Genomic DNA, 24,529 nt, shown 5'->3' on the forward strand with positions numbered 1-24,529 from the left:
TTTGTTCATTGCTTTCTATATCAGAGAGGTATCTCTATTCCACTTGAAACATCGTTTAAGACTGATTCCAACAATGGAACGTGGCGTAACTTCCCCAAGGAGAAACACTCTGTGTATTAATGGCAGGGCGATGCTCGATGAATTTCTTCACCACCAAGTCACCAACTAAAAGGTGGTTAGGTTCGCTTAACCCGCGAAGTAGTGCATATTGAATTGTCCAAGGCCCAATGCCTTTTAGCTCAATCCACTTAGAAGGATGCTCAGATTCGTTGTCGACCATGTATTGGGCAAAACGCTTTAAGGTTTCCTTACGACTTCCCGGCGTTCTTAGAAAACTCACATCAGCATCAGCTATTTGTTTAGGTGTTGGGAAATACGCTTTCTCTGATGCATCAACTATTTGTTGTAAGTCAGAGCACTCTTGTGAATTAGCCTGCTCTTGTAAATCAGAAACCTGATATGAACCAGAGAGCTCTCGCACCAACAAGTTAAGCTGACCAATGGCCGCTGTTACCGAGACTTGCTGACCGAGAATCGCTCTTACCCCAGCTTCCCAAGCGCTCCACACACCAGGTATGCGGATGCCACTCTTAGCCACCAAGTTAGGGTCAATGGTTGTAAAAAATGCCTCGACCTTGGCAATATCGACATCAAGGTCGAATATGCGTCGAATGTTAGCAATCAAGCTTCTTAATTGACTTATATCGTCCAACTCAAATTCAATATCCAAGCGGTTTTCTTTGGCTAAAGTCGCCTTGAACCAACCCTTTGATCCGTTCACATTTACCGTGCGCTTATAATAATCTTCGCCAACGTCCTCTACGCCTTCAATTATTCTTCGTCGATAGAAATCCAGCAAATGCTTCCAGTCCAATGGTCCGTGAAAGCCTAGCTGAATATGATTGCGCAGATTATCACTGAGCTTTGTTCGCCGAATTTGGCTTGGCGAGAGCTGCAGCTCCTTTAGAAAAGCATCATTGAAACGACGCGTGCTATTAAATCCACTCGCAAAGCCGACATCGGTAATACTCATGCTACTGCTGTGCAGTAACTGCTTGGCAAACATCAATTGGCTATAAAGGCTATATTGCTTTGGTGACACGCCGATGTAATTGTTGAATAAGGTTCGTAAATAGCGGTCTGAAATACCTAACCGCGTTGCAAGGTCGACGATAGACCCTGAATTCAGAGCGCCATTATCAATCAACTGCATCGCACGTAAGAAAGTGGTTTCAACGCCCTTCCATGCCGGAGAAAAAGGTGCACTGTCGGGTCGGCAGCGTAAACAAGGGCGATATCCCGCTTTTAAGGCTTGAGCTTGATGAGAAAAATACTCGACATTTTCTTCTTTGGGCGGGCTTGCTGGGCAAATCGGACGACAAAAAATTCCGGTGGTTTTTACCGCCGTAAAAAACATCCCATCAAAGCGAGCATCTCGCGCGTATCGAGCCAAATGGCACTGCTCGCTCGTTAACGCGCTGTTGTGATGAATATTCTTAGACATACTCTGTCCTTCTCGTTAGCCATACTGTGCTCCAATAACTAAAAGTTTACCGTGAACTGTTATGGTCGCTAGCCACTTTCGGAACTGAAGGTTAGATAAATCACAAAAAAGGGTTTTCTTTTCGCTCAATTCGACTAAATTTAACCTTGAGAAAGGATTATTCTCACAACGTCAACGAACGGTACTCAGCACATTAAGATGCAGAGACCTATCGAATAATAAGGAAAAGGCTATGGTTCTTCACACATGTCGTATTGTTTTATCAAACCAACAGGTTCTCACCAGTCAATCAGTCGAGCAATCTCTAAGCTTTCTTGAAGACGAAGCGGATAAGGGGATTTCTAAGATAGAGATTGACGCAACGGATGGTAATAAAATCCATTCTTACATGTCACACTCTCTTGAAGAGTCTATCGAGAATTTAATGAACCTATAGGGCTTTTAAAAAAGGCTACACATACCAGGCTTAAACGATTTTGTTGAAATTAGAAACGATCTCTAATTCAGAAAAGAAGTACACCTCTGGTTTAAAAACAAAAATGGCTCCCAACTATATAACTAGTTAGGAGCCATTTTTATTTAATCAACAAAGCATATTGGTTACAGAAACGGCGGTTACTCTGGTGTTTGTTCCGCGGCTTGTTGCAACGTGTAGGCAGTCGATGGGTCAATTTCATTAACCAACTTCTCAACCTGAATGATCGCATCAACCGAAGTACTGCTTTTACGGTAGCTCAGGTAAATTGGGCGATACCAGTCTTCAACCCCTTTGACCTTGTGCAATTGACCCGACTCGATAAAAGGTTCAACCATAGAAACAGGTAAATACGCACTGCCACCTTTCTCTAAAATAAAATCGAGCGCAATACGTGCTGTAGAGGTACGTAGATACGGTGCTGGAACTCTAGGGTGACGCTCTGCGTGTTCAGAACCGAAGCGCGTTCCCCAATCGACATACACATACTTATGTTGGAATACAGATTCCAGGTCATCTTGCTGCGTTGATACCAACACCAAAACCAAATCAGCGACTTTTTTACAGTTCAGTTCTTCCGCTTTGATCTGATCGAAAGCGAAAGCCATGTCTAAGGTTCGTTCTAGTAAATTACGGTTAAGTTGCTCGCGCCCCATCACCTCGGCCATAAAGCCGTAGCCACCAAAAGAGTCGGTCACCACACTTAAGCAGTTTTGTAGATACGCGTCCCAGATATTCGGTGTGCCACCCAGTGTTAACTGCAAGGCTTTTCCACTTTCTAACGACAGCTCAAATTTGGCTTGTTGTAAGGTGGATACCATCACTTCAGCATAACCAATCAAACGCTCACCAGAAGAGGTCAGCTTGATGTTATTGCGGTCACGAATGAAGAGCTGAGTATCAAAGTAGCCTTCAAGCTGTTTGATCCGCGCACTTACCGCCGCTTGTGTTAAATACAAGTTTTCAGCTGCACGCCCAAAGTGACGCACCCTTGCAACCTCAAGAAAGGTTCTAAATACTTTTACATCCATCAAATACATCTCTGTAATAAATCTGCTAACTAGCCGATCTAGGATTGTTTATCGTAAAGGCAAAAACGTTTTGTTTTCCATTTTAGCCTTTTAACAATATTTTCGCGTGAGCAATAAACACTAATTTCTATCTAACCACATTACTGAGGCTGATATGTCTGAGACCGAATTCCGACACGGAAAAAAACGTTTTTATGACACCATTAAATTCCCACGAGGGTTCGCTAAGTCAGGTGATTTTACTCTGTCAGAAGAGGAAATCCTAACCTTGTTTGGTGACACTATGCTTGCACTTGAGACTGGTGAGTTAACACCAACCAATGCAGAAGAAAAGCACTTCATCAAAGTGTTATCTCACCCTCATAAGGCCAAGTCCAAGTTAGAGCGTGTTTGGTTGAAGTACATTCAACTGGCTCGTGGACGCCGTCGCTTTCATACCCTAAACGGCTGTAAACGCGGCGAAGCACCTAGGGAAGAATTCGAAAGTGAGTTAGTGTTAGAAGATTAGTAAAACTGCTCAAAGTGATACCTCATCACTTTGAGCTTTTTTTTGGTTCATCTCGGATTAGCGGGAACTTAAAACAAACACGCACATTCTTCATCATAATCAAGTGTAGACAACCTACACAAAAACACCAATATTTATATAAAATTCATATCGATAGCGTGATGATCGCACAATTTCAATACGTTCTACGAATGTTAATCCTAATTGGGTTCACCGCACCTCAGCCTACCTTTCTCTTTTAGCGCATGCCTCTGAATTAAGTCAATATGGCGGTATATGAGAAACGTATTAATCTTGTTTAACTGTCCCAAATATCCATACAAGAATTGTGCAATTTTGAACGTTATAGTCTCAAATATGACGAAAAAGCAAAAACTTGACCTAAAACAATAGCGCAACCTGACAACTTATTTTATAATGCGAATTAATGTTTAAGAACACTATAAATTCTAATATCTAGGGGCAAATTAATGAGACTTATCCCGTTAAATCAAGCAGCGCAAGTAGGCAAATGGGCAGCAGCACACATCGTTAAACGTATTAACGATTTTAAACCAACTGCAGAGCGTCCTTTTGTACTTGGTCTACCAACTGGTGGTACGCCACTAACTACTTATAAAGCACTTATCGAGCTACATAAAGCTGGTGAAGTTAGCTTCAAAAACGTAGTTACATTTAACATGGATGAGTACATTGGCATCCCTGCTGATCACCCAGAATCATACCGTACCTTCATGTACTCTAACTTCTTCAACCACATCGACATTCAAGAAGAGAACATCAATCTTCTAGATGGTAACGCGGAAAACAACGAAGTTGAGTGCAAACGTTACGAAGACAAAATCAAGTCTTACGGCAAAATCAACCTATTCATGGGTGGCGTAGGCAACGACGGTCACATCGCTTTCAACGAGCCAGCTTCTTCTCTATCTTCACGAACTCGTATCAAAACGTTGACTGAAGACACTCGTATCGCGAACTCTCGCTTCTTCGATGGCGACATCAACCAAGTTCCTAAGTACGCACTAACAATCGGTGTTGGTACTCTACTTGATTCTGAAGAAATCATGGTTCTAGTAACAGGCCACAACAAAGCTCTTGCTCTAGAAGCAGCGGTTGAAGGTTCTGTTAACCATCTATGGACGGTATCAGCTCTGCAACTTCACCCTAAATCAGTGATTGTTTGTGACGAGCCGGCAACTCAAGAACTTAAAGTGAAAACAGTTAAGTACTTCTCTGAGTTAGAAGCTGAGAACATTAAAGACCTATAATTCTTAGTTCTTGAATGAGAAAGGCGTCTTGTAATAGAAAGCCTCCTTAGGTAGAAAAGCCACTTAAATGTGGCTTTTTTGTGCCTACTATTTTTCTTTTTGATACACGGAAAAGCTCTATACCGTCATAAATATTTTGCAGCTCTCACCTAACTATCCGGTTACCAAGCGATAGGTATTTAGTGCAAGCTGTTTAGATTCAACTAAAGCCCCACCTCCCACAAAATCAAAATCAGACATGGTTTTCTACTAAAAACATAGGCCAGTGAACTGCAGTTAGCATTGATAGATGTGATATGGTATTCACTAGTGCTATCACATCATGTATCTCTCCAACACCCATCAGCGGATCACTCCGCTATTTGAGAAAAGACTATGTCAGACAAAATTTCCACATCCGCACTCGCTAAACAAAAAGGCATAGAAGCTAAAACTCTATTTAGCGATCTAAAGACCGCAGGCTATATAGTGCGCTCACAGGAACGTTGGGTACTCACCGAAAGAGGAGAAAGCTTTGGTGGGGAGTATGTGGATCATAAGAAGTTTGGTGTCTTTATTGTCTGGCCAGAAAAACTGCTTATCGATTTGGAGTCATTCTCGGGAAAAACATTGACCGCTACCCAAGTCGGCAGTGCCTTTCAACTCAGCGCAAAGAAAATCAATTTATTGCTCAATGAGCTTGGCTGGATAAAAAAAGAAGATGACGGTTGGCATGTCACCTCTACAGGCTTAAAAGCTGGTGGTGAACAGAGGGAAGACAAAGCCACTCAAAACTTATTTGTGGTATGGCACGATTCGTTGCTTCGCAATAAACGTTTGAAGCAGTCTGTTGTCGAATTTCTAGGGCATGATGCTGAAAGCTACTCTACCGATGTCTCGTTTTCTAGCTTTCGTCAGAAATTTGAGGCGAAACACCGGACCTTAGACGGACATTATGTACGTTCAAAGGGAGAGCTGATCATCGATAACTGGCTTTATATGGCAGGAGTGGTTCATGCGTACGAGCGTCCGCTGCCGATCTCAAAAGAAGTGATCTGCGATTTTTATCTACCAAGTGGTAAGGTGTATATCCAGTTTTGGGGAACCGATTCTGCGCCAATAACCGAAGACAAGCGTATAGAGACAAGAAAAATATACCAAGAGCACGGCTTTAGCTTAATCGAAATCACTCCTGAGGATATCCCTAACCTAGATAGCGTGCTCCCACCATTATTACGCCAATATGGAATAAAAGCGTACTAAGCCTAAGCCACTGAATCACGATACTCCAAACCAATCAAGTTCACATTTATTGAATCATTATGGACATTATTAACCATAGTGATTTGATGTGTTCGCTATTTTTCCCCAGCCATTCTTCTATTATCTTACACCCATCGACTTGAGCTACCGCAGATACTCGATTTATGGGGGCATGTTCGATAGCCATTTAAGCGTTAAGTCTTTTAGAAATTGACGGTTCGAGCAACGATTTCGATAGAGATACTGCCTAAATGCGTTATCCGTTTATTGTTGACGTTACCGAACATAAAACCCTACAACATTTATTATTGATAGATATTAGGATTCAACATGACTCATCCAATCATTACTGATCTAAACACTCGTTACACAGCTAAAAAATACGATGCCGAAAAACGCATCTCTGCGGAAAACATGGAAGTAATCAAAGAAGCACTTCGTTTATCAGCTTCTTCTATCAACTCTCAGCCTTGGAAATTCATCATCATTGAGAGTGACGCAGCAAAACAACGCTTCCACAATACTTTCGAGAACATGTTCCAGTTTAATCAACCGCATGCGAAAGAAGCGTCACATACGATCCTGTTTGCTCATGATCCTAAATACACTAAAGAGAAATTCGCGAAGCGTGCAGATACGGAAGTAAGCTCTGGTCACCTACCTGCTGAAATGTACGAGCAATTCTTAGGTGCTTACGCATTCGCAGAAATGAACACAGACGAAGCCGGTTTCAACGGTAACTGGACTAAGTCTCAGGTGTACATCGCACTAGGTAACACAATGCACACGCTAGCACGCCTTGGCATTGCTTCAACACCGATGGAAGGTGTAGATGCCGCTATGATCGGTGAAGAGTTTGCAGACGAACTAGACGGTCACGTTGTTGATGTAGCGCTAGCAATCGGCTACCACAAAGACGGCGAAGACTATAACCACGGTAAACCAAAAGCACGTCTAGCTCTTGATGAAATCGTGACGACGCTTTAACGCGTTAATTAAGTGATGAATGAATCAACAGCTATAACACGTTAAACAGTGACAACGCTTAACTGCTACAACGCTTTAATTTTTAAAACGCTTTTTCGTTTTACAAAATATAGTTTCAACAGCACTTCAGACTGTTAAATTACACTGCCTTGTTTTGGCCAGACACTCGTCTGGCCTTTTTCATGCCTGTATTTCGCATCCATCCTTTCTATCTCAGCTTTAGCCATTCCAGCCGCTTTTTAGACCACCAATACTTGATCAGTCCACGCGTTCTAATTCGCGAAGCGCAGGAGTTACGCTATAATCCCCTTTGTTGAAACATGTTCCTCACCCTGCTTTTTCTGAGCAAACATCATTAATTTTCTTGCCAAACCGCCACAAATCTACAAATTAAATCCGAGTCATAAGGACACTTAGGATTCATTTTGACCATAAAAACCATCACGTCAATATGACTCACCAAACAACGAGACTATCAAATAAACACATTAAAAACAAACACTTAAAAACATGGCACGACTAGTGCAGTGATGACCTTAGATATTTAAATAAGGTATTATCATTATGACTATTCACGTTAAATCAAATGTTCACTGGGTTGGCGTCCACGATTGGGAAACAGAACACTTCCATGGTAAGGAATACCACATGAACAAAGGTACCAGCTATAACTCGTACCTGATTCGTGAAGAGAAAACGGTGCTTGTTGATACCGTTGATCATCGCTTTACTGAACAATTTCTTGCAAACCTTGAGATGGAAATCGACATCAATGAGATCGACTACATCATTTGTCAGCATGCAGAAGAAGACCACTCAGGTGCCCTTTCGGCACTATTAGCCAAAATTCCAAACACACCCGTCTACTGCACAGAAGCTGGCGTTAACTCGATTGTTGGCCATCACCATCAGCCTGACTGGAACTTCCGAACCGTCAAAACAGGCGACACGCTCGATGTCGGTAACGGTAAGCAACTCATCTTTGTTGAGATGAAAATGCTGCACTGGCCAGACTCAATGGCAACATACCTCACAGGTGACGAGATCCTGTTCAGTAACGATGCGTTCGGTCAGCACTACTGTGATGAAAACCTATTCAACGATCAGCTAGACCAAGTAGAGCTGCACGATCAATGTCTGCGTTACTTCTCGAACATCCTCACACCTTTCGCACCTTTGGTGAAAGCGAAGATAGAAGAAGTGTTGAGTTTAGGTGTACCGATCGATGTGATTGCGACTTCTCACGGTTGTATTTGGCGCGACAACGCGACTCAGATCGTTGAGCAATACTACGAGTGGTCGAAAGCCTACAAAGAAGATCGCATCACCATTGTCTACGACACCATGTCGAACAACACTCGCATGATGGCCGATGCTATCGCTAAAGGGATCCGTAAAGGCAGCCCAGAAACGGCAATCAAGGTCTTCAATATCTCTAAGCACGACAAGAATGACATCCTTGCCAACATCTTCCGCTCAAAGGGCGTACTTGTTGGTTCATCGACCATGAACAATGTGATGATGCCGCAGATCGCTGCGCTACTTGAAGAGATACACGGCCTACGTTTCGCAGAAAAAAGAGCCGCTGCATTCGGTTCTTCAGGTTGGACCGGTGGCGCAGTTAAACGCATCGATGCTCGCCTACGTGAAGCCAATTTCGAAGTCAGCGCACCACAACACATCCACTGGAAACCAGACACAGACGCCCTTCGTCAATGTATCGATTACGGCATGACACTGGCTGAGGTGTGGCGTGTAGAAGCCGATGAAGTGAGCACACCGAAACAAGTATCACGAAATGTAACACCGCTTGAAGCTACACCAACACCGACAAACACCACTGAAGAACTCAAAGACACGACAGAGCAGAAGCCAGAAGTCGCTCAAGATAAGCCAGTACACAGTGCAGACTGCACTTGCTGGCGTTGCACAGTGTGTGAATGGGTGTACGACCCACAATTGGGCGAACCCTACCAAGGCGTCGAACCTGGAACACCATGGGCACAAGTACCTGATGACTTCCTTTGCCCTGAGTGTCATTTAGGCAAAGAAGTGTTTGTGGAGAAATAACATGTCGAACATTGTGATTGTGGGCGGTGGTTTCGCCGCCCTACAAACCATAAAGATGGTACGGAAAATTGACCAAGATATCGCGATTACCATGATCACGGCAGATGCTGGAATTGAGTACAGTAAGCCGAATCTTTCACACGCATTCAGCCAGGCTCAAACACCACAATCGTTAGCCGTTAATAACGCTCAGCAATTGGCTGAGCAGTACAGCGTGGTCATCAAAACCAAGGCTTTAGTCAGTGAAATCGATACCAGGCAGCAGTGTGTTCATGTTGACGGGCAAATCATCCACTATTCGAAGTTGGTATTAGCAACGGGGGCTACACCTTTCATACCACCAGCGGAAGGGCTTAAACGCAGCGCGACCATTACGCTAAATAGCTTGGAAGAGTTCGATAAACACAAAGCTCAGATCGATGACGCCCAACGTATCACTGTGATTGGTGGAGGCTTGATTGGGGTCGAGCTTGCATTCGACCTTCAAACTGCGGGCAAAGATGTCACGATTATCGAACCCGCAAGTTATCTATTGAACAGCCTTGTGCCGCCTTTCGTTTCACTTGAGTTGGAAAGGGAGCTAGCAAAAACAGGGGTTACCGTCGAAACCGACTCTGCGATTTGTCGAGCGACTTACCTCCACGATGGAGTCAGGCTACAAACTACCGCCTCACGATTAATACGAGCAGATATCGTGATTGCAGCAGCAGGATTAAGGCCAAATACGGCTTTAGCCACGCAAGCGGGAATAGAGGTCAACAGAGGCATTGTGGTTGATGACACCCTGAAAACCAGCGCCAATAATGTGTATGCGATTGGTGATTGCGCTGAAATTGAAGGTCGTGTGATGGCCTATTTGCAGCCAGCAATCTTGTCTGCAAACGTATTAGCTAAGCAACTCACAACGGGAGAAGGGGAACCATTATTGAGAGAAGCAAAGCTCAGCTTGCCTCATATCATCACTAAGGTGAAAACACCGAGTTACCCAATTCAACTGGCAGGGCGTGATATCCAAACCGCTCAGAGTTGGGAAACACGATTCGATCCTAAAGGCATTGTCGCTAAGGGCTTTAATGAATATAACCAGTTGGTTGGATTCATTGTCACGGGAGAACACACCAAAGCCGCGTTCCCTCTGCTTAAGGAGCTCCAGACCAGCTCTCCAGCATAAGTACAAAGGTGAACAAGCAGTCGACTCATTATATAGGTCGACTGTATTCAACACGAAAATGCACATCAAATTCGGGAAAATTTGATGCTTTCAACTAGAACAACTCTAGGTATAAGCAATAAAAAAGCCAGTCAATAGACTGGCTTTCTTGTAAGCAAAACGTGGCGTTCACATTAACCGATAAACGAGATATACCCTTGTAGGATAATCAGGTTAACAATATCGATAAAGAAAGCACCGACGATTGGTACAACCATGAAGGCTTGTGGCGACGGACCGAATCGGTTCACCAAAGAGCCCATGTTCATTACCGCAGTTGGTGTTGCACCTAGGCCGAAACCACAGTGACCACCCGCCATTACTGCCGCATCGTAGTTAGAACCCATTACTTTGAACGTCACAAAATAAGAGAAGATACCTAACACCACAGCCTGAACCGCAAGAATAGCTAAGAACGGAATCGCAAGATCAAAGATATTCCAAAGCTTAAGGCTCATTAGCGCCATCGCTAGGAACAGTGACAATGACACCGTACCAAGAATATCAACCGTTTCGCTGTCCGTCTTATGCAGCTTAGTCACTTCAAACACGTTAGTGATGAACACACCGATAAACAACGCGTAAACGAAGTCAGGAATCATCAACCAAGAAATTTTAAAAGTCGCCACCCACTGCTCTAGGTACTTCGCACCCGTGATACAGATTAGAAGGATGAACAACACTTCAATCACCTTCTTCGCCGTCACTTTGTCTTCTTCATACTCGTTGTAAGTAACCAGTTCAGGAAAACGCTCGTGGGTTTGCGTGCCAGTGCCGTACTCAGATTCAAGCTGGTTTTTATCAATCAACTTTTGAGCGACTGGGCTACCGATAATACCACCGATAATCAAACCAAACGTGGCTGAAGCCATCGCTATTTCTAGAGTATTGGCAATGCCAAACGTGTCGGAAAAAGTTTGCGACCAAGCCGCGCCAGTACCGTGCCCACCCGAAAGCGTGATAGAACCAGCAATCAAACCCATCAAGGGCTCAAGTCCTAGTGCCGTTGCTAAGGTTACGCCTACACCGTTTTGGATAATGATGTAAACCGAAGCCACCCCTAAGAATAGGAATACCTTAGCACCACCTTTCATCAGCTGTGTGTAGTTAGCCGCAAGGCCGACCGTTGCAAAGAACATCAACATAAATGTGTTCTGCAAGGGCAAAGAAAACTCAAGATCAAGGCCGTTAAAGTGCAGGGCTGTAATAGCAAAAGCGACAATCAAGCCGCCGACGATGGGCTCTGGGATATTGTACTTTTTGAGAACCGGAAGCTTTGCATTGACGAAATGACCTAGAAACAAAACACTAATCGCGATTAGGAAGGATTCTAGTGGTCCAATTGAAATTAATTGATTCATATAACCTCTATTTTTTTACGTTCTCATCTTCCTTAACGAGTCTAGTTTTATTTGTAATTATCTGTGCTGCTCTACCTATATTTATAAAAATTGGAGAGAAATTGTAATTCGAAAAGCGAACACATTACTGCGTTCACTTGGTGCCATGTTAGTAGCACGTTAACTTTTAGAGGAGATAAAAGGGTTTGTGACAACAATCACCTCTAAAAAGTTGAAAACGGCGTGAGTATTTTTGCCGCTGACTCTGCTTTTTTAATACCTAAAAAAGCAAAAAGGAGCTATTGCTAGCTCCTCTTTCATCACCATCGCTGGTAATTAGAATTTTTTCGGCGCGTAACCAGTCATAACCTCAATGCGAAGTTCTTTACCAATCTTCGTCATTGGGTGAACAATTACTAATCCTTTAACAGACTTTTTAAGTTTACCCATATCCGCTTGCTCAGCCTTAGTAATCTCACGCTTGAATGGCATATCAACCAGAGACTTACGCTCTTGATTTACATCGAAGCTTTCTTTGTGTTTCAGTTGGGCAATCTTCTTGGTTAGCTTCTTAATCTCGTCTTCAAATTGACGAACAACAGGACGATCATTACGAGTTTTAGCAGCCGCTAACTTGTTGCGACACTTGTCTAGACGGTTGTTAATTTGTTGAAGTTCGTTTTTAACACTCATAATAATTTCCTAAGATTTAACAAGCCAATTCGGATTGGGGCGCGGAGTATAGCACAAGGGTTCACTTGAACCGAAATTTATCTTAAACATCGCTATCTAAACGCATCATTTAAGACCAACACAACAGGTCCAACCACAGAAACGCCCTTATTCTTTCGTGTAAACAATAAGGGCGAATGAGCATTTCCTACGGCGTTGATTGACCCCATATTTTTTCGCGAAATTGAGGAATAAGTTGGCTAGCACCAAATTCATTCAGGTGGTCGTCATCAACGTATGTTGGGTGATTGTTGATATCCCCTCGGCACTGCTGATCATCACAAAATATCGGTTCAGGGTCTATAAGAGTAATTCGACAATTTTGGCTGATTTTTTCATAAGATTCCGTAATCAATGCGGTTCTTTGTCGGTACTCTTCTAGAGGAATGGAAACCGAAATATCAGATTGATTTAGAATCGAATACTTATACATAGTTTTAGGTACATCTTTCTTCAGTTCAGGGACTGGCTTAACCAAATAAACAGGGTTAGATCGGCTTAAAGCGCACATGGTCTTTTCGAAGTTAGACAAAATCGAGTTTAGATATTCTTTCGATCTGTTCTGAAACCTTTTCTCTCCTGCGATTAAACTAATTTGTTCATTCTCGCTTTGCCATCCATCTTCATTAGAGCCATATAAATACCCCCCCATTCTGTTAATGACAACAATAGGAACATTTGGGTACTTGATTCTAGCTTTCGTGATAGAGGATGAAACAAAATCCCCACATTCTTCTGATATTTCACCACTTGCAAGCACTCTTTTTATACCTGAAATCGTCGGACATGCGCTTCTCGTCCAGTCGATGACCGATGTATCATTAGGTGCTGACGCTTCAACACTTCTCACTATCGATGCTCCATGACTATCGCCTAAAACAATCGCGGATACAGGCCCAGAGCCATACTGACACTCAGGAGATGGCCCAAATTCGACGTGGCACTCTCCGCTTCGTGGATTACGGTCATAGACACTTTGTGCAATGACTAGCTGTGTTTTATTCAGACGCCAAAGTAACCCTTCACTTTCATAAATAACCTGCCCTATCAAGGCAATAAAGGAAGCAAGAATGAGAGGATAATAGTTCAAAAAGAACTTACCGCCTTTGGGGGGCTCCTTAGGTCGGTAACTTTCAATGAACTTAAATGAAAGGATCCCCATCAATACCGATACCATTACTCCTACTATATTGTGAGTAATAGTGTTGCTCGTGAGGTTCTTAATGAAAACATTAATAGGCCAATGCCAGAGATAAATTGAGTAGGAACATAACCCAACCCCTTGTATCAGCCGTGATTTATGAAAGGTAAAATTGAGGTCCAAATTCAAAAGCAGAATTATCGCGGTAGCAATGACCGGAATAAGCGTCACATGACTCGGCCAAAGTGTACTGCTGTCGATCATGAAAGGAGATATAAACAGTGAGGCAATAGCAACTAACAGCAACAACTGAACATTGGATTTTTTGAATTCAATGGGCTCTCTTTTCAAAGCAACTACCGAACCTGCGAGCAGTTCCCATGCGCGAGACGGTAATGTGTAATAAGAAGCCGAGCTCCCCAAATACGCATAGTTATAAGCTAGACTTCCTATTAGAGTCGTTCCAATAGCGACGGCAGCACCTTTAGATCCGAATAACTTGTAGGTCGCCATTAAAACGAGAGGATATAGTACATAGAATTGCCATTCTACGGATAAAGACCAAGTGTGAAGCAACCACTTACTTTGCGCGGCCACATCAAAGTATCCCGACTCTTTTAAGTAGGTATGGTTAGAAACAAACCCGACACTGGTGAGAATATGCTTACCTAGTTTTCTTAACGCCCAAGGATCTAGGTAAATAATGCCAACGAGTAACACGACAAGACACATGATCGCCAAAGCAGGAATAATGCGTTTTGCTCTCGCTAAGTAAAAGTCCTTTAATGAGAAGGTATTAGTTTCCAAACTCGACATGATAATCTTTGTCATCAGGAAGCCTGAAATGACAAAAAACACATCTACACCTAAAAAGCCGCCAGTGATAAAACCCGGGAAAAAATGGAAAATGACGACGATTGAGACAGCTAATGCACGTAATGCATTAATGTCATACCTGAAATTTTTATTCATTATTTATTCGTTATAACCTTAAATCAATAAACGCACTAAAACTATCCACAATGAAATTAGCGTAATATGCCGGTTTCATTACGCTTCTGTTCTCACTTGCAGTTTTAGTAGTACTCCAATAAACACAAAGTACATCACAGCTAAATCACCATTCCTGAAAGGTGAATCGAATAGACACATGAAAGAAAAATAAACGACCGGTAACAATACAATAGGCGATAGCTTGTATCTTGAATTAAACAAAGGGTACATCAAACTAAGCATGAGAAGGGCAATGCCTACCAAGCCAGATGACGCAGCTTTATCAATATAATTATTATGAAGGTGTGCATTAACGATAAACCTCTTTCCCGAATTTGTTGGCGTAAATGAGAGTTTATCTAATTGCGCTTCTTTATCACCTCCAATGCCGAGCAAGGGGCTATCCACAAAGAAATCGAACCCTGCTTGATACATTTGTAATCTTAAGCCTATGGAAGTATCCATGTTGCCTTGTGATATCTCATGGTATTCATGCAAGCTATAGTCAATACGTTCACTTACCACGTCATATTTCGACATCAAAAACACAGAAATAACGACCATGGCACTAATACCAAGCAGCGTTTTGTACTGACGATGCTGTATCATCATTTTGAATAGGACAACTAAACCAATAATAATAACGGCTAATAGAGGTCCTCTTGAGCCCACCAAAAACATTGATAGAAAGGCTATAAATGCCAAGATAGCTATTGCTTGGGGCATTTTTCCTTCATACGAAATACAGCCAAGTGCGAGCAACAAAATAACGGAGAAGCCTTGAATCGAAGCTATAACAAGAGCATTAGACGGCAAGCTCCCCCGATCCCCAGAGAGAAAAAAGATATAGTAAGCAACGAGGACAGTTGTACTGACAACAGAAGTGAAACATAAGTTCTGTATATCTGATAACTTAACAAAGCCATTTCGATAAAAAAGGAAAAATACCAGAGCAATCAAAGTTGCCCTCAATTCTTGACTACTGAAACCATGCAACTCGTAAGATACAGTGGAAAAAATAGAGAGCAAGAGCAGTATCCACACCCAGCCATCTTCAAACCAGTCATGCTTCTCCTTGTTTTTTCGGTACAAAAGAGCACAACAGACCGCAATCAATAAAGTGATACCCGCAAGTGGCTTACTCCCCTGACCTAACCACACCTGAACGGTAACAATCCAAAACAAAGGCAGTGTAATGAGTATCTTTTGAATTAAATTCGTGTTGATTCTAACCATAACTAATCTAAAAATGCTGAGAAGAGTTGCACTCTAAAACAAACTTGCCACTGTCGCAAACGAACTGTAGTGACATACAGCGGAAAATAAAGAAACTCGTCCCTCTAGGGCATAGTCCATCGATCATTTACCCATGATTCATATATCCAAACTAAGCCCATCTAACGGCTTTGGCATCAAATTCCAAAACCACGACTAAATAGGTTAACTTAAGTCTTCTGTCTTACGAATTAGAAGTTAGAAGCTTAAACCCTAGACCTTTACTTTATACTTAAGATCTTGGGCCTCATCGCCCGTCATACCTCGAAATCCCCAGCAGTGCGATGGCTGCTCCTTAATAGTGATCTCGATATCAATGGGAGATATGGCCAGCTGCTTCTCTACTTCAGAAAATATCTTCTTAATCAGGCGCTTTTTGGTATTCACCGCTCGCCCTTCCATCATATTGATTTCTATGACGGTATAAGCTTCTGTTCTTCCTTCCGGGTAAAAGAAGTCATCTCGTTCCAATGGCACAAATCGATGTGCTCGCTTGTCATCGGGTAAACCCATCTCACTGTTCAAGCACTGCTGCAATACATTAGAGAGCTGCAACTTAATTGGATTTAAGCACTCTTTGATACCATAAATAACAATCATGACCATTCCTTTGATGCGATGTTAGGTATAGAAGAACGTCAGATGGAAGCATCGTTTGGCGACCATCTGTTCGCTTACTATTTGTACATATAGTACCTAATGACTCGTATGAGAAAAGTTAAAAACAATGAATTTATGAACAGGTGCAACAAAATACCTATCCCTTTGCAAACATAAGTCTAAGCGAATTGATCGAACACCATCATCCCCACGTATATCTTCTCAAATCACATTTAACTAAGGAGTGCTATGTGCCGAATTCAACTGGGAAGATCACGCGGACAGAAGCCAAACCAGACAAACCCGTAGAGTCTTCTCTAGAGCTTGCTGTGTTCCCTCTCCCCATCTTTCTGTTGCCCGGAGGCCGGCAGAGACTGCGTATTTTTGAACCAAAGTATCTCGCGATGGTTGCTCACGCGGCGAAAGGTGATGGTTTCATCATTGCTACTCAAGACAACTGTGAACACCTCTGTTCATGGGGAACAAAGGTGTCCATCGTTGATTTCAATATGTCAGATGATCAGATTTTGGAAATTGATGTCGAAGGCGAAAAATTAGTGCAGCTTCACTCCTCCTTCCGCGACACAGACGACTTGATCAAAAGTGATTACCGCCCGTTGCCTCACTGGCCACAACACAACTATAAGGTGCCAAACGTAGTTACTGCGTTTCTTGTCGAGTTGTTTCGAGAACACGATTCAATCAGAGCACTCTACCCAGCTCCTGACTTCGAAAGCCCTCAATGGATCTGTGCTCGACTACTCGAAATGATGCCTATCCCATTGGAAAAGAAAACAGAATTTACTGAGCCAGCCAGTTTTCCGTCTTTAGTTCCCTTTTTGAATCAAATCATTACGGGGCAGTAAGCACTTTTCTTCACTATAATTTTGTATAGTGGAAATTAATTTAAATTACAGTGATCCCGACCTTCACCTTTCGCGTAGTGTTTCTCAAATTCGCATGATGGTTAGTTACTATGCAAGTGGAAAGCAGAAGTTCAGGGAACGGCAAGGAGCATGTCATTATTCCCGATAACGAAGTACCGACAGACAACAAAGTACCGACAGAGCTCTCGACTTGGTTGGTTTTGGTTGGTACAGAACGAGACAAGCAGGCGTTCACCTGTTTGTTCAAATTTTTCGCTCCTAAGATTAAGCGTTTTGGAATAAGTAAGTTAGGTGGTGAAGCTGCCGCCAATGAACTGGTTCAAGACACCATGACCAATGTTTGGAAGAAGGCACACCTCTACAATGAAGAGAAAGGCGCTGCGACCACTTGGGTCTACACAGTAATGCGTAATGCAGCCTTCGACATGTTGCGAAAAGTGAAAGCGAAAGCCGAACAAACGATAGCTGACGATATCTGGCCGATAGATGCAATGGTAGCCGAATCTCAAAGCGAAGATTTACCATTCGGCGATCATTTGATGAGCAGACATGTAATGACTCAGATAGAGAAATTACCGCTCGCTCAGAAAACCATCGTCAAAGGTGTTTACTTTCAAGAGCTCTCTCAAGAGCAACTCGCTCTACAACTTGGCGTCCCACTTGGAACGGTTAAATCACGTCTAAGACTCGCTTTAGCCAAACTTAAGGTTCACATGGGGGACCAAAGCCATGATTAAACATCATCCAAACGCGGCAATTTTGAAAGACTTCGTCGATGGCACGCTGGCTGATTCAGTTTCTTTAATTGTTTCTAGCCATGTGGAGCTGTGTGAGCACTGCCAACAACAAGTAAAGCAGCTTACCGCTGAAGTAGCTAATAGTGTGTTCGACGCGGATCCAGTATTTTCAAATGAAGATCTAGACAGCTTCTCAATGGACGACATGGGCTTCGATTTTGACGCGATAGAGCAAATTACGGCCGATGCTTCTCAATCAGCTGAAGTAACTCCAGAAGTTCAAGAAGTCACCGTAGCCACAACTACATTCACAATCCCTCGCGCCCTCAGCTCGGTGGCAAGAAAAGATTGGATGAAGCTTGGCAAAATTTCACGAGCAAGACTCGATTTTGATGACGAAGCACACCACACCAGCTTGTTGCACATCGACAAAGATGGGCAAGTGCCTTGCCACACCCACAAAGGCTTCGAGATCACGCTTCTTCTAGAAGGCAGCTTCGAAGACGAAATGGGTGTCTACAACAAAGGCGACTTCATCTGGTTGGATGGCAACCACACTCATCAACCAGCAACCAAAGAAGGTTGTGTATGTTTAACCGTTTCAAGTGATGCCTTGTATTTCACTAAAGGTGTGAGCCAACTGTTCAACCCATTAGGTAAATACATTTACTAGATTGGGGCATTGACTGAATTCGTCACAAGACTCGCATAGTTGGCTAATTAGAAAAGCAATATCCGAATTAGAGAAATGTGAAATAAGCAACAGAATACACAATATAAGAATAACGATGAGCAATGATCGTAAGGAATTGACCAATGGATAAAAAAATAAAAATAGGCATTAGTGCATGTGTCGCCGGTCATAAAGTTCGGTTCGATACTGGCCATAAACGTTCTCGCTTCTGTACAGACGACCTAGCAGATTACGTTGAGTTGGAACCAGTTTGTCCGGAAATGGGCGTTGGCCTTCCAACTCCTCGCCCAACCATTCGTCAAACAAGAATGTTGGATGACATCATTCATGTTTCTCGCCCAGATGGTTCAGGTGATGTGACCAACGAACTGATCGAGTTCGGTCAAAACTATTCAAAGAACAACCAACACATTGCTGGCTTTATTGTGTGTCAAAAAAGCCCAACCTGCGGTATGGAGCGCGTCAAGGTCTACCACCACCATGGGCGCGGTTCTGAATCAACAGGTATTGGCATGTTCACTAAGCAGATAATGGAAGGCAATCCACTGCTTCCGGTTGAAGAAAACGGTCGCCTCAACGATCCCATTTTGCGTGAAAACTTCATGACTCGAGTATTCACTTACCAAAAATGGCTCGACCTTGTTGATGAAGGCATTACTAAACACAAGCTGATTCAATTCCACAGTGCTCATAAGTACCTAGTGATGTGTCACCACGTTGAAGGCTACAAGAGCCTAGGCAAACTTTTAGCGAGTAACGACCTAGAAATCGATGATTTGGCAGCTCAATACATCGAAGGCTTGATGAAGGCGTTATCACATCACGCCAATCGAGGCAGTCACGCCAATACTCTGCATCACTTGCAAGGTTACTTTAAGAAGCAACTGAGTAGCAGCCACAAACAAGAACTCACCAACCAGATCGCTTCATTTAGAGAGGGCGTGATTCCACTACTCGTACCGCTGACACTGATCAATCACTATCTAATGGAGTACCCAAACGAGTACTTAGAATCGCAGGTCTACCTAAACCCTCACCCTCAAGAACTTAAACTGAGATACGGATATTGAGCGACATTCTATGGATACGACGAGACCTGAGGATTCACGATAACCCGGCACTCGTCGCTGCAATTGAAAACGGCGTCTCTGTCGCCGTTTTTATTTCAACACCACAGCAATGGCAACAACACCACCTTGCACCAATCAAAGCTGATTTCATCTATCGTCACCTAAAACAGCTTGAATCCCAGCTCGCCGAGTTTGGGATCATATTGCTGCACCTAAAAGCTACCGATTTTGACGACCAATCCAGACAGCTTGTTGACTTGTGCAGGCAACTTAATGCTCAATGTGTGTTCGCAAATTCAGAGCCTGAAGTCGATGAACAAGCTCGTGACCAACAACTGATATCGAGCGGTATAAATCTTCAGATCAGCGACTGTGATGCGATGCTCCCTCTAGGCAGTGTGCTTAACCAGCAAGGTGAGATGTTCAAGGTTTTCACGCCATTTAAAAATGTCTGGTTAAAAGAAGTGCAAGCAAAAGGCATTCAATGCAGTCCTGCTGCGCTCACTTCTAAAAACAATGCTAAAGCCCTATTGCCTGACAACCTGCAAACGCTCAAGCTTGCCAGTGACTATGACTTCGACTTTCCGCGAGTCGACTCAAGCCGTTGGCCGTTAAGCCAAGACGTACTTGGCAATGTGATACCTAACTTCCTAGCCAACAAGGTCAACGACTACGCTCAGCTGAGAGACATCCCTTCAGTAAAAGGTACATCAGGTTTATCGCCTTATTTAGCGATTGGCGCAGTGAGCCCAAGATGGTTAGCGATTCAATTGATTCAGCAACAGCCCGAACTATTATTTGATACGCAACTGCCTGCCTTTTCTTGGCTCAATGAATTGATTTGGCGAGATTTTTACAAGCATTTGATGTTTCACCATCCTAAACTGGTTAAAGGTGCGAACTTTCAGCAAAAATATAACGGCTTAGACTGGTATCAAGATCAGCCTAGCTTCAAAGCTTGGTGCGAAGGAAGAACAGGATATCCATTGGTTGATGCAGCCATGCGTCAACTGGTTGAAACGGGCTGGATGCACAACCGGCTAAGAATGGTCGTGGCCAGCTTCCTGACCAAGCACCTGCTTATTGACTGGCGTTGGGGCGAACGTTTCTTTATGTCGCACCTTATCGACGGTGACTTTAGTGCCAACAATGGTGGCTGGCAGTGGGCTTCAAGTACTGGCTGTGATGCTCAACCTTACTTCCGAATTTTCAATCCAATCACTCAGAGTGAAAAGTTTGATCCAAAAGGAATTTTTATTCGTAAGTACATACCAGAGCTGCAAAACATCCCTGATCAGCATGTGCATTTTCCACATGACTTTATCGCTAAAAACGGGATAGACAGCGAATACTGGCAACCCATCGTTGAGCATAAAGAAGCACGATTGAGAGCCTTAGCCTTCTTCAAATAATTAGAGTGAATATTATGGATAACTCTCTATGGCTTGAGAACTTTCTCAACATGTATCGAGAACTCGGAACCGACAATTTCGACGTACTTAAGACGGTTTATCACCCTGATATTGAATTCCAAGATCCGCTGCACCATGTCAGCGGTATCTCGGCGCTGACTCACTACTTCGAGAACCTCTACACGCAGGTTACGAGCTGTTACTTCCACATCGAACACACGTTCGAAGCGAACAACGAAGCATCAGTTTATTGGACAATGCAATTTGCTCACAAACAGTTAAATGGGCAGAAGCCTATTGAAGTGCAAGGTCACAGCCACCTCAAAATGCTTGATGAGCAAGTGATTTACCACAGAGACTATCTCGATGTTGGCTCTATGTTGTATGAACATATTCCGGTATTGGGCTGCGCCATCAAATCCATCAAGAAAAGAGCGAGCCGATAATGCATATTATGATTACAGGCGCGACCTCAGGTATCGGCCAGGCCCTTGCTAAAGACTACGCTCAACAAGGGCATCAGGTAATTGCTTGTGGCCGTAACCCAGACAAGCTGCAATCGTTAGTTGATTCTCACAAGACAGACTTAGCGGATTCGTCCATCACACCTCTGTGCTTTAACTTGACCGATTATCACAACTTCCCGGAGCTTGACCAAGACAAACCACTTGACCTTCTGATTCTCAATGCGGGCGACTGTGAATACATCGATGACCCAGTCAACTTTGATGCAGAGCTTTTTGAGCGAGTCATCAACATTAACTTAATCTCTATTGGTTACGCTCTAAAGTCTTGGTTGAAAAACATTAAACCCGGCGGACGCTTGGTTTTAGTAAGCTCCAGCGCCAGCTTTTTGCCTTTGCCTAGAGCCGAAGCTTATGGCGCTTCAAAGGCAGGTCTCACTTACTTAGGAAGAACGCTTTCGGTTGACCTTACCAAGCACAATATTCATGTCTCCATTGTGCACCCTGGCTTTGTTGATACTCCTTTAACCGAGAGAAACACGTTTGCTATGCCTATGATAATTAGTAGTGAGGCCGCCATTCAGCGAATTGTAAATGGTATTGCTCAAGGAAAGAGTGAAATCAATTTCCCAAGACGATTCATCACGTTGATGAAGCTATTCAGAATGCTTCCAACTCCGGTTTGGCAAAAACTCGCTTCAAGGATGGTCTAACAATGAAGAAAATCGCCATTATTGGTTCAGGTATCTCTGGACTCACTTGCGCGCACATATTAGATAAGCACCACGACGTAACGGTATTCGAAAAAAATGATTACGTTGGGGGGCACACCGCCACCGTTGATATTGAACATCAAGGCTCGGCGTTCTCGATTGATACTGGCTTCATCGTGTTCAACGATCGAACCTACCCAAACTTCAATCAGCTCCTTGAACAGTTGGGCGTTGAACGACAACCGACCGAGATGAGCTTTAGCGTCCACAACACCACCACCAAGTTTGAATACAACGGCCACAGCATTAATTCATTATTCGCGCAAAGGAGTAACATCTTCAAGCCGCAGTTCTGGTCTTTAGTGTCTGACATTCTCAAGTTCAACAAACTATGTAAGGCTCAGTTTGAAAGCAATGAATTCACACCAGATGTCACCCTTGGCAGTTTCCTACGCGAAAATCAATTTTCTGATTTTTTCAGCCAGCACTATATATTGCCAATGGGCGCGGCTATTTGGTCGACAAGCTTGGAAGAGATGGAAGAGTTTGAGCTCAAGTTCTTCATCCAATTTTTCTACAACCACGGCCTTCTAGACATTGCCAACCGCCCACAGTGGTATGTAATTCCTAAAGGGTCTCACTCTTATGTTGAGGTCATCCTTTCCCGCCTAAGCAAACCGGTGGCATTGAACACATCAATCAAACAGGTCACCCGCAAAAAAACGGGCATTACGATTGAATTTGAAGATGGCAGCACACAAGACTTCGACGAAGTAATATTTGCCTGTCACTCAGACCAAGCATTACGTCTGCTTGGTGACGCGACAGAACAGGAGCAACAGGTACTGGGCGAAATTCCATATAGCCGCAATGAAGTGGTTCTTCATACCGACACCAACTTGCTGCCAGATAGAAAGCTGGCTTGGGCGAGCTGGAACTATATGTTGGATGGAGACGGTAAACGTCCTGCCTGTGTCACTTACAACATGAACATTCTGCAAGGCATCGAAAGCCAAGACACTTTCTGCGTCACCTTGAATCAGAGCGACGCCATCGATCCGGAAAAAATCATTCGAAGCTTTGTGTATCACCACCCTGTTCTGAATTCGAACACGGTGAACGCACAGCAACAACGTGAAAAAATCTGCGGCCAAAATAAGACTCACTTTGCAGGCGCTTACTGGTACAACGGATTCCATGAAGACGGCGTCCACAGTGCACTCGATGTGACTAAACGCTTCGGTTTAGATTTGAGTACGAGTTCAGAACTATGAACAGCCAAACCCTGACATCCGAAATGGGGATCGCATCCGAAAAGAGTGAAGAACTCAGCGGTATCTATTGGGGTAACGTCAGACATCGCCGTTTTGGCGACATCACCCATGAGTTTAGCTATCAGCTTTACATGATGGGGCTGGACCTTGATGAACTGCCCCAAATCACAGCGCGTAGTGCGCTATTCGGAACTCGATGGTACAACCCGATTCGCTTTGTAGAGTCGGATTATCTTGCTGAAAAAAAAGAAAACACCAGTATTGATGAACCAAAGTCACTTAAGCAACGTATAGCTTCCAAAGTGCAACAACTTGGTGGGGTTTGGTCTGATTCAAACCGTGTGACGATACTGGCACAGTGCCGTTGTTTAGGTATCTATTTCAGCCCGATAAACTGTTTCTTCTGTTATGACGAAACAGGCGACTGCAAATACATGTTGGCTGAAGTGAGTAACACGCCTTGGCGACAAAGACACTACTACCTCATCGACATGCACCAAGAGCTGAAGGTAAAGAAAGCGTTTCACGTTTCGCCGTTTATGGACTTAAACATGACCTATTTTTGGAAAATTAAGCCGCCAGCGAAACGCACGTTAGTCCACATCGAAAGCCGCCGAGACGACAAGCTTTTCGATGCGACATTGGCTTTGACAAAGCAGTCAGTAACAAAGAAAAACATTAGACAAACGGTATGTAAAATTCCGGCGATGACGATAAAAGTCGTGATGGGGATTTATTATCAGGCTCTCAAATTATTCCTGAAAAAAGTACCGTTTGTGGCGCATCCAGACTCAACACCTTAAGCGCCGAAACCAATACTCAATTAGGTTGTGAGTGTGCTCAAACCAACGAATGCCACCCAACTTAGTTGGCAAAAAAGTTAGAATGAATTCTCAGCG

General features: G+C 43.5%; 23 protein-coding genes. 16 read left to right on the top strand and 7 right to left on the bottom strand.

The genetic code is table 11. The features are described 5' to 3' along the window. Positions 1–55: 55 nt before the first annotated feature. Entirely contained in the window at positions 56–1,504 is a 1,449-nt protein-coding gene (locus tag Q5H80_RS20680) for an AlkA N-terminal domain-containing protein (protein ID WP_304570056.1), read from the bottom strand. Positions 1,505–1,736: 232 nt separating this feature from the next. Between Q5H80_RS20680 and Q5H80_RS20685 the strand changes: the two genes are divergently transcribed. Continuing rightward, the gene (locus tag Q5H80_RS20685) at positions 1,737–1,940 is read left to right on the top strand and encodes a hypothetical protein (protein ID WP_304570057.1); all 204 of its coding nucleotides are present in this window, start codon (positions 1,737–1,739) and stop codon (positions 1,938–1,940) included. A 179-nt stretch (positions 1,941–2,119) separates the two neighbouring features. On the opposite strand, the gene Q5H80_RS20690 is transcribed toward Q5H80_RS20685, so the two are convergent. Next, complete coding sequence (locus tag Q5H80_RS20690; RefSeq protein ID WP_304570058.1) at positions 2,120–3,010, bottom strand: LysR family transcriptional regulator; 891 nt, start codon at positions 3,008–3,010, stop codon at positions 2,120–2,122. 154 nt (positions 3,011–3,164) lie between these two features. Between Q5H80_RS20690 and Q5H80_RS20695 the strand changes: the two genes are divergently transcribed. The 6 genes from Q5H80_RS20695 to norW all read left to right on the top strand — a co-directional run bounded on the left by Q5H80_RS20695 (position 3,165) and on the right by norW (position 10,259). After that, entirely contained in the window at positions 3,165–3,518 is a 354-nt protein-coding gene (locus Q5H80_RS20695) for a DUF413 domain-containing protein (protein WP_304570059.1), read from the top strand. Positions 3,519–3,988: 470 nt separating this feature from the next. Next, complete coding sequence (gene nagB, locus Q5H80_RS20700; protein ID WP_304570060.1) at positions 3,989–4,789, top strand: glucosamine-6-phosphate deaminase; 801 nt, start codon at positions 3,989–3,991, stop codon at positions 4,787–4,789. A gap of 375 nt (positions 4,790–5,164) precedes the next feature. Further along, complete coding sequence (locus Q5H80_RS20705) at positions 5,165–6,031, top strand: glycerol kinase (protein ID WP_304570061.1); 867 nt, start codon at positions 5,165–5,167, stop codon at positions 6,029–6,031. A 330-nt stretch (positions 6,032–6,361) separates the two neighbouring features. Next, on the top strand, positions 6,362–7,018 hold the full coding sequence (locus tag Q5H80_RS20710) for an NAD(P)H-dependent oxidoreductase (RefSeq protein WP_304570062.1): 657 nt from the start codon (positions 6,362–6,364) through the stop codon (positions 7,016–7,018). Positions 7,019–7,582: 564 nt separating this feature from the next. Continuing rightward, the gene (gene norV / locus Q5H80_RS20715) at positions 7,583–9,088 is read left to right on the top strand and encodes an anaerobic nitric oxide reductase flavorubredoxin (protein ID WP_304570063.1); all 1,506 of its coding nucleotides are present in this window, start codon (positions 7,583–7,585) and stop codon (positions 9,086–9,088) included. Position 9,089: 1 nt separating this feature from the next. Continuing rightward, positions 9,090–10,259 (top strand): NADH:flavorubredoxin reductase NorW, encoded by a 1,170-nt coding sequence (gene norW, locus Q5H80_RS20720; protein ID WP_304570064.1) that lies wholly within the window; start codon positions 9,090–9,092, stop codon positions 10,257–10,259. Positions 10,260–10,432: 173 nt separating this feature from the next. Here the strand turns inward: norW and gltS are convergent, their stop codons facing one another. The 5 genes from gltS to Q5H80_RS20745 form a co-directional block, all read right to left on the bottom strand. Next, a complete protein-coding gene (gene gltS / locus Q5H80_RS20725) occupies positions 10,433–11,659 on the bottom strand; it encodes a sodium/glutamate symporter (RefSeq protein ID WP_304570065.1) in 1,227 nt (408 codons plus the stop codon). Positions 11,660–11,974: 315 nt separating this feature from the next. Then, on the bottom strand, positions 11,975–12,331 hold the full coding sequence (locus Q5H80_RS20730; RefSeq protein WP_086051420.1) for a YibL family ribosome-associated protein: 357 nt from the start codon (positions 12,329–12,331) through the stop codon (positions 11,975–11,977). A gap of 187 nt (positions 12,332–12,518) precedes the next feature. Beyond that, the gene (locus Q5H80_RS20735) at positions 12,519–14,483 is read right to left on the bottom strand and encodes an acyltransferase family protein (RefSeq protein ID WP_304570066.1); all 1,965 of its coding nucleotides are present in this window, start codon (positions 14,481–14,483) and stop codon (positions 12,519–12,521) included. 78 nt (positions 14,484–14,561) lie between these two features. Beyond that, positions 14,562–15,740: an O-antigen ligase gene (locus Q5H80_RS20740; RefSeq protein ID WP_304570067.1), complete on the bottom strand. Its 1,179-nt coding sequence runs from the start codon at positions 15,738–15,740 to the stop codon at positions 14,562–14,564. Between the two features lie 252 nt (positions 15,741–15,992). After that, the gene (locus Q5H80_RS20745; protein ID WP_304570068.1) at positions 15,993–16,379 is read right to left on the bottom strand and encodes a tautomerase family protein; all 387 of its coding nucleotides are present in this window, start codon (positions 16,377–16,379) and stop codon (positions 15,993–15,995) included. Between the two features lie 251 nt (positions 16,380–16,630). On the opposite strand from Q5H80_RS20745, the gene Q5H80_RS20750 reads away from it, so the two are divergent. The 9 genes from Q5H80_RS20750 to Q5H80_RS20790 all read left to right on the top strand — a co-directional run bounded on the left by Q5H80_RS20750 (position 16,631) and on the right by Q5H80_RS20790 (position 24,433). Then, positions 16,631–17,245 carry an LON peptidase substrate-binding domain-containing protein gene (locus Q5H80_RS20750; protein WP_304570069.1) on the top strand — a complete coding sequence of 205 codons (615 nt, stop codon included), beginning with the start codon at positions 16,631–16,633 and terminating at the stop codon, positions 17,243–17,245. Positions 17,246–17,355: 110 nt separating this feature from the next. Further along, positions 17,356–18,003 carry a sigma-70 family RNA polymerase sigma factor gene (locus Q5H80_RS20755; RefSeq protein WP_304570070.1) on the top strand — a complete coding sequence of 216 codons (648 nt, stop codon included), beginning with the start codon at positions 17,356–17,358 and terminating at the stop codon, positions 18,001–18,003. Beyond that, positions 17,996–18,676: a ChrR family anti-sigma-E factor gene (locus Q5H80_RS20760; protein WP_304570071.1), complete on the top strand. Its 681-nt coding sequence runs from the start codon at positions 17,996–17,998 to the stop codon at positions 18,674–18,676. The genes Q5H80_RS20755 and Q5H80_RS20760 overlap by 8 nt, the downstream gene beginning before the upstream one ends. A 143-nt stretch (positions 18,677–18,819) precedes the next feature. Further along, entirely contained in the window at positions 18,820–19,767 is a 948-nt protein-coding gene (locus Q5H80_RS20765; RefSeq protein ID WP_304570072.1) for a DUF523 and DUF1722 domain-containing protein, read from the top strand. After that, on the top strand, positions 19,764–21,179 hold the full coding sequence (gene phrB, locus Q5H80_RS20770; protein ID WP_304570073.1) for a deoxyribodipyrimidine photo-lyase: 1,416 nt from the start codon (positions 19,764–19,766) through the stop codon (positions 21,177–21,179). Before Q5H80_RS20765 ends, phrB begins: the two co-directional genes overlap by 4 nt. A 14-nt stretch (positions 21,180–21,193) precedes the next feature. Further along, positions 21,194–21,625, top strand: a complete 432-nt coding sequence (locus tag Q5H80_RS20775) for a nuclear transport factor 2 family protein (protein ID WP_215402721.1) — start codon at positions 21,194–21,196, stop codon at positions 21,623–21,625. Continuing rightward, positions 21,625–22,356: an SDR family NAD(P)-dependent oxidoreductase gene (locus Q5H80_RS20780; protein WP_304570074.1), complete on the top strand. Its 732-nt coding sequence runs from the start codon at positions 21,625–21,627 to the stop codon at positions 22,354–22,356. Before Q5H80_RS20775 ends, Q5H80_RS20780 begins: the two co-directional genes overlap by 1 nt. A gap of 2 nt (positions 22,357–22,358) precedes the next feature. Further along, positions 22,359–23,630 carry an NAD(P)/FAD-dependent oxidoreductase gene (locus Q5H80_RS20785; RefSeq protein WP_304570075.1) on the top strand — a complete coding sequence of 424 codons (1,272 nt, stop codon included), beginning with the start codon at positions 22,359–22,361 and terminating at the stop codon, positions 23,628–23,630. Continuing rightward, entirely contained in the window at positions 23,627–24,433 is an 807-nt protein-coding gene (locus tag Q5H80_RS20790; RefSeq protein WP_304570076.1) for a DUF1365 domain-containing protein, read from the top strand. Before Q5H80_RS20785 ends, Q5H80_RS20790 begins: the two co-directional genes overlap by 4 nt. Positions 24,434–24,529: the final 96 nt, after the last annotated feature.

The sequence above is a fragment of the Vibrio sp. SNU_ST1 genome (assembly GCF_030563405.1).
In the GTDB taxonomy this organism is placed as follows: domain Bacteria; phylum Pseudomonadota; class Gammaproteobacteria; order Enterobacterales; family Vibrionaceae; genus Vibrio.

Bases quoted from the DNA above. Each gene is read 5' to 3' on its own strand.
- norW (WP_304570064.1), top strand. From the start codon at position 9,090: ATGTCGAACATTGTGATTGTGGGCGGTGGTTTCGCCGCCCTACAAACC.
- Q5H80_RS20680 (WP_304570056.1), bottom strand. From the start codon at position 1,504: ATGTCTAAGAATATTCATCACAACAGCGCGTTAACGAGCGAGCAGTGC.
- Q5H80_RS20705 (WP_304570061.1), top strand. From the start codon at position 5,165: ATGTCAGACAAAATTTCCACATCCGCACTCGCTAAACAAAAAGGCATA.
- Q5H80_RS20735 (WP_304570066.1), bottom strand. From the start codon at position 14,483: ATGAATAAAAATTTCAGGTATGACATTAATGCATTACGTGCATTAGCT.
- Q5H80_RS20760 (WP_304570071.1), top strand. From the start codon at position 17,996: ATGATTAAACATCATCCAAACGCGGCAATTTTGAAAGACTTCGTCGAT.
- Q5H80_RS20765 (WP_304570072.1), top strand. From the start codon at position 18,820: ATGGATAAAAAAATAAAAATAGGCATTAGTGCATGTGTCGCCGGTCAT.
- Q5H80_RS20775 (WP_215402721.1), top strand. From the start codon at position 21,194: ATGGATAACTCTCTATGGCTTGAGAACTTTCTCAACATGTATCGAGAA.
- Q5H80_RS20740 (WP_304570067.1), bottom strand. From the start codon at position 15,740: ATGGTTAGAATCAACACGAATTTAATTCAAAAGATACTCATTACACTG.
- Q5H80_RS20685 (WP_304570057.1), top strand. From the start codon at position 1,737: ATGGTTCTTCACACATGTCGTATTGTTTTATCAAACCAACAGGTTCTC.
- Q5H80_RS20690 (WP_304570058.1), bottom strand. From the start codon at position 3,010: ATGGATGTAAAAGTATTTAGAACCTTTCTTGAGGTTGCAAGGGTGCGT.
- gltS (WP_304570065.1), bottom strand. From the start codon at position 11,659: ATGAATCAATTAATTTCAATTGGACCACTAGAATCCTTCCTAATCGCG.
- Q5H80_RS20780 (WP_304570074.1), top strand. From the start codon at position 21,625: ATGCATATTATGATTACAGGCGCGACCTCAGGTATCGGCCAGGCCCTT.
- Q5H80_RS20785 (WP_304570075.1), top strand. From the start codon at position 22,359: ATGAAGAAAATCGCCATTATTGGTTCAGGTATCTCTGGACTCACTTGC.
- Q5H80_RS20755 (WP_304570070.1), top strand. From the start codon at position 17,356: ATGCAAGTGGAAAGCAGAAGTTCAGGGAACGGCAAGGAGCATGTCATT.
- Q5H80_RS20710 (WP_304570062.1), top strand. From the start codon at position 6,362: ATGACTCATCCAATCATTACTGATCTAAACACTCGTTACACAGCTAAA.
- nagB (WP_304570060.1), top strand. From the start codon at position 3,989: ATGAGACTTATCCCGTTAAATCAAGCAGCGCAAGTAGGCAAATGGGCA.
- Q5H80_RS20790 (WP_304570076.1), top strand. From the start codon at position 23,627: ATGAACAGCCAAACCCTGACATCCGAAATGGGGATCGCATCCGAAAAG.
- norV (WP_304570063.1), top strand. From the start codon at position 7,583: ATGACTATTCACGTTAAATCAAATGTTCACTGGGTTGGCGTCCACGAT.
- Q5H80_RS20695 (WP_304570059.1), top strand. From the start codon at position 3,165: ATGTCTGAGACCGAATTCCGACACGGAAAAAAACGTTTTTATGACACC.
- Q5H80_RS20745 (WP_304570068.1), bottom strand. From the start codon at position 16,379: ATGATTGTTATTTATGGTATCAAAGAGTGCTTAAATCCAATTAAGTTG.
- Q5H80_RS20730 (WP_086051420.1), bottom strand. From the start codon at position 12,331: ATGAGTGTTAAAAACGAACTTCAACAAATTAACAACCGTCTAGACAAG.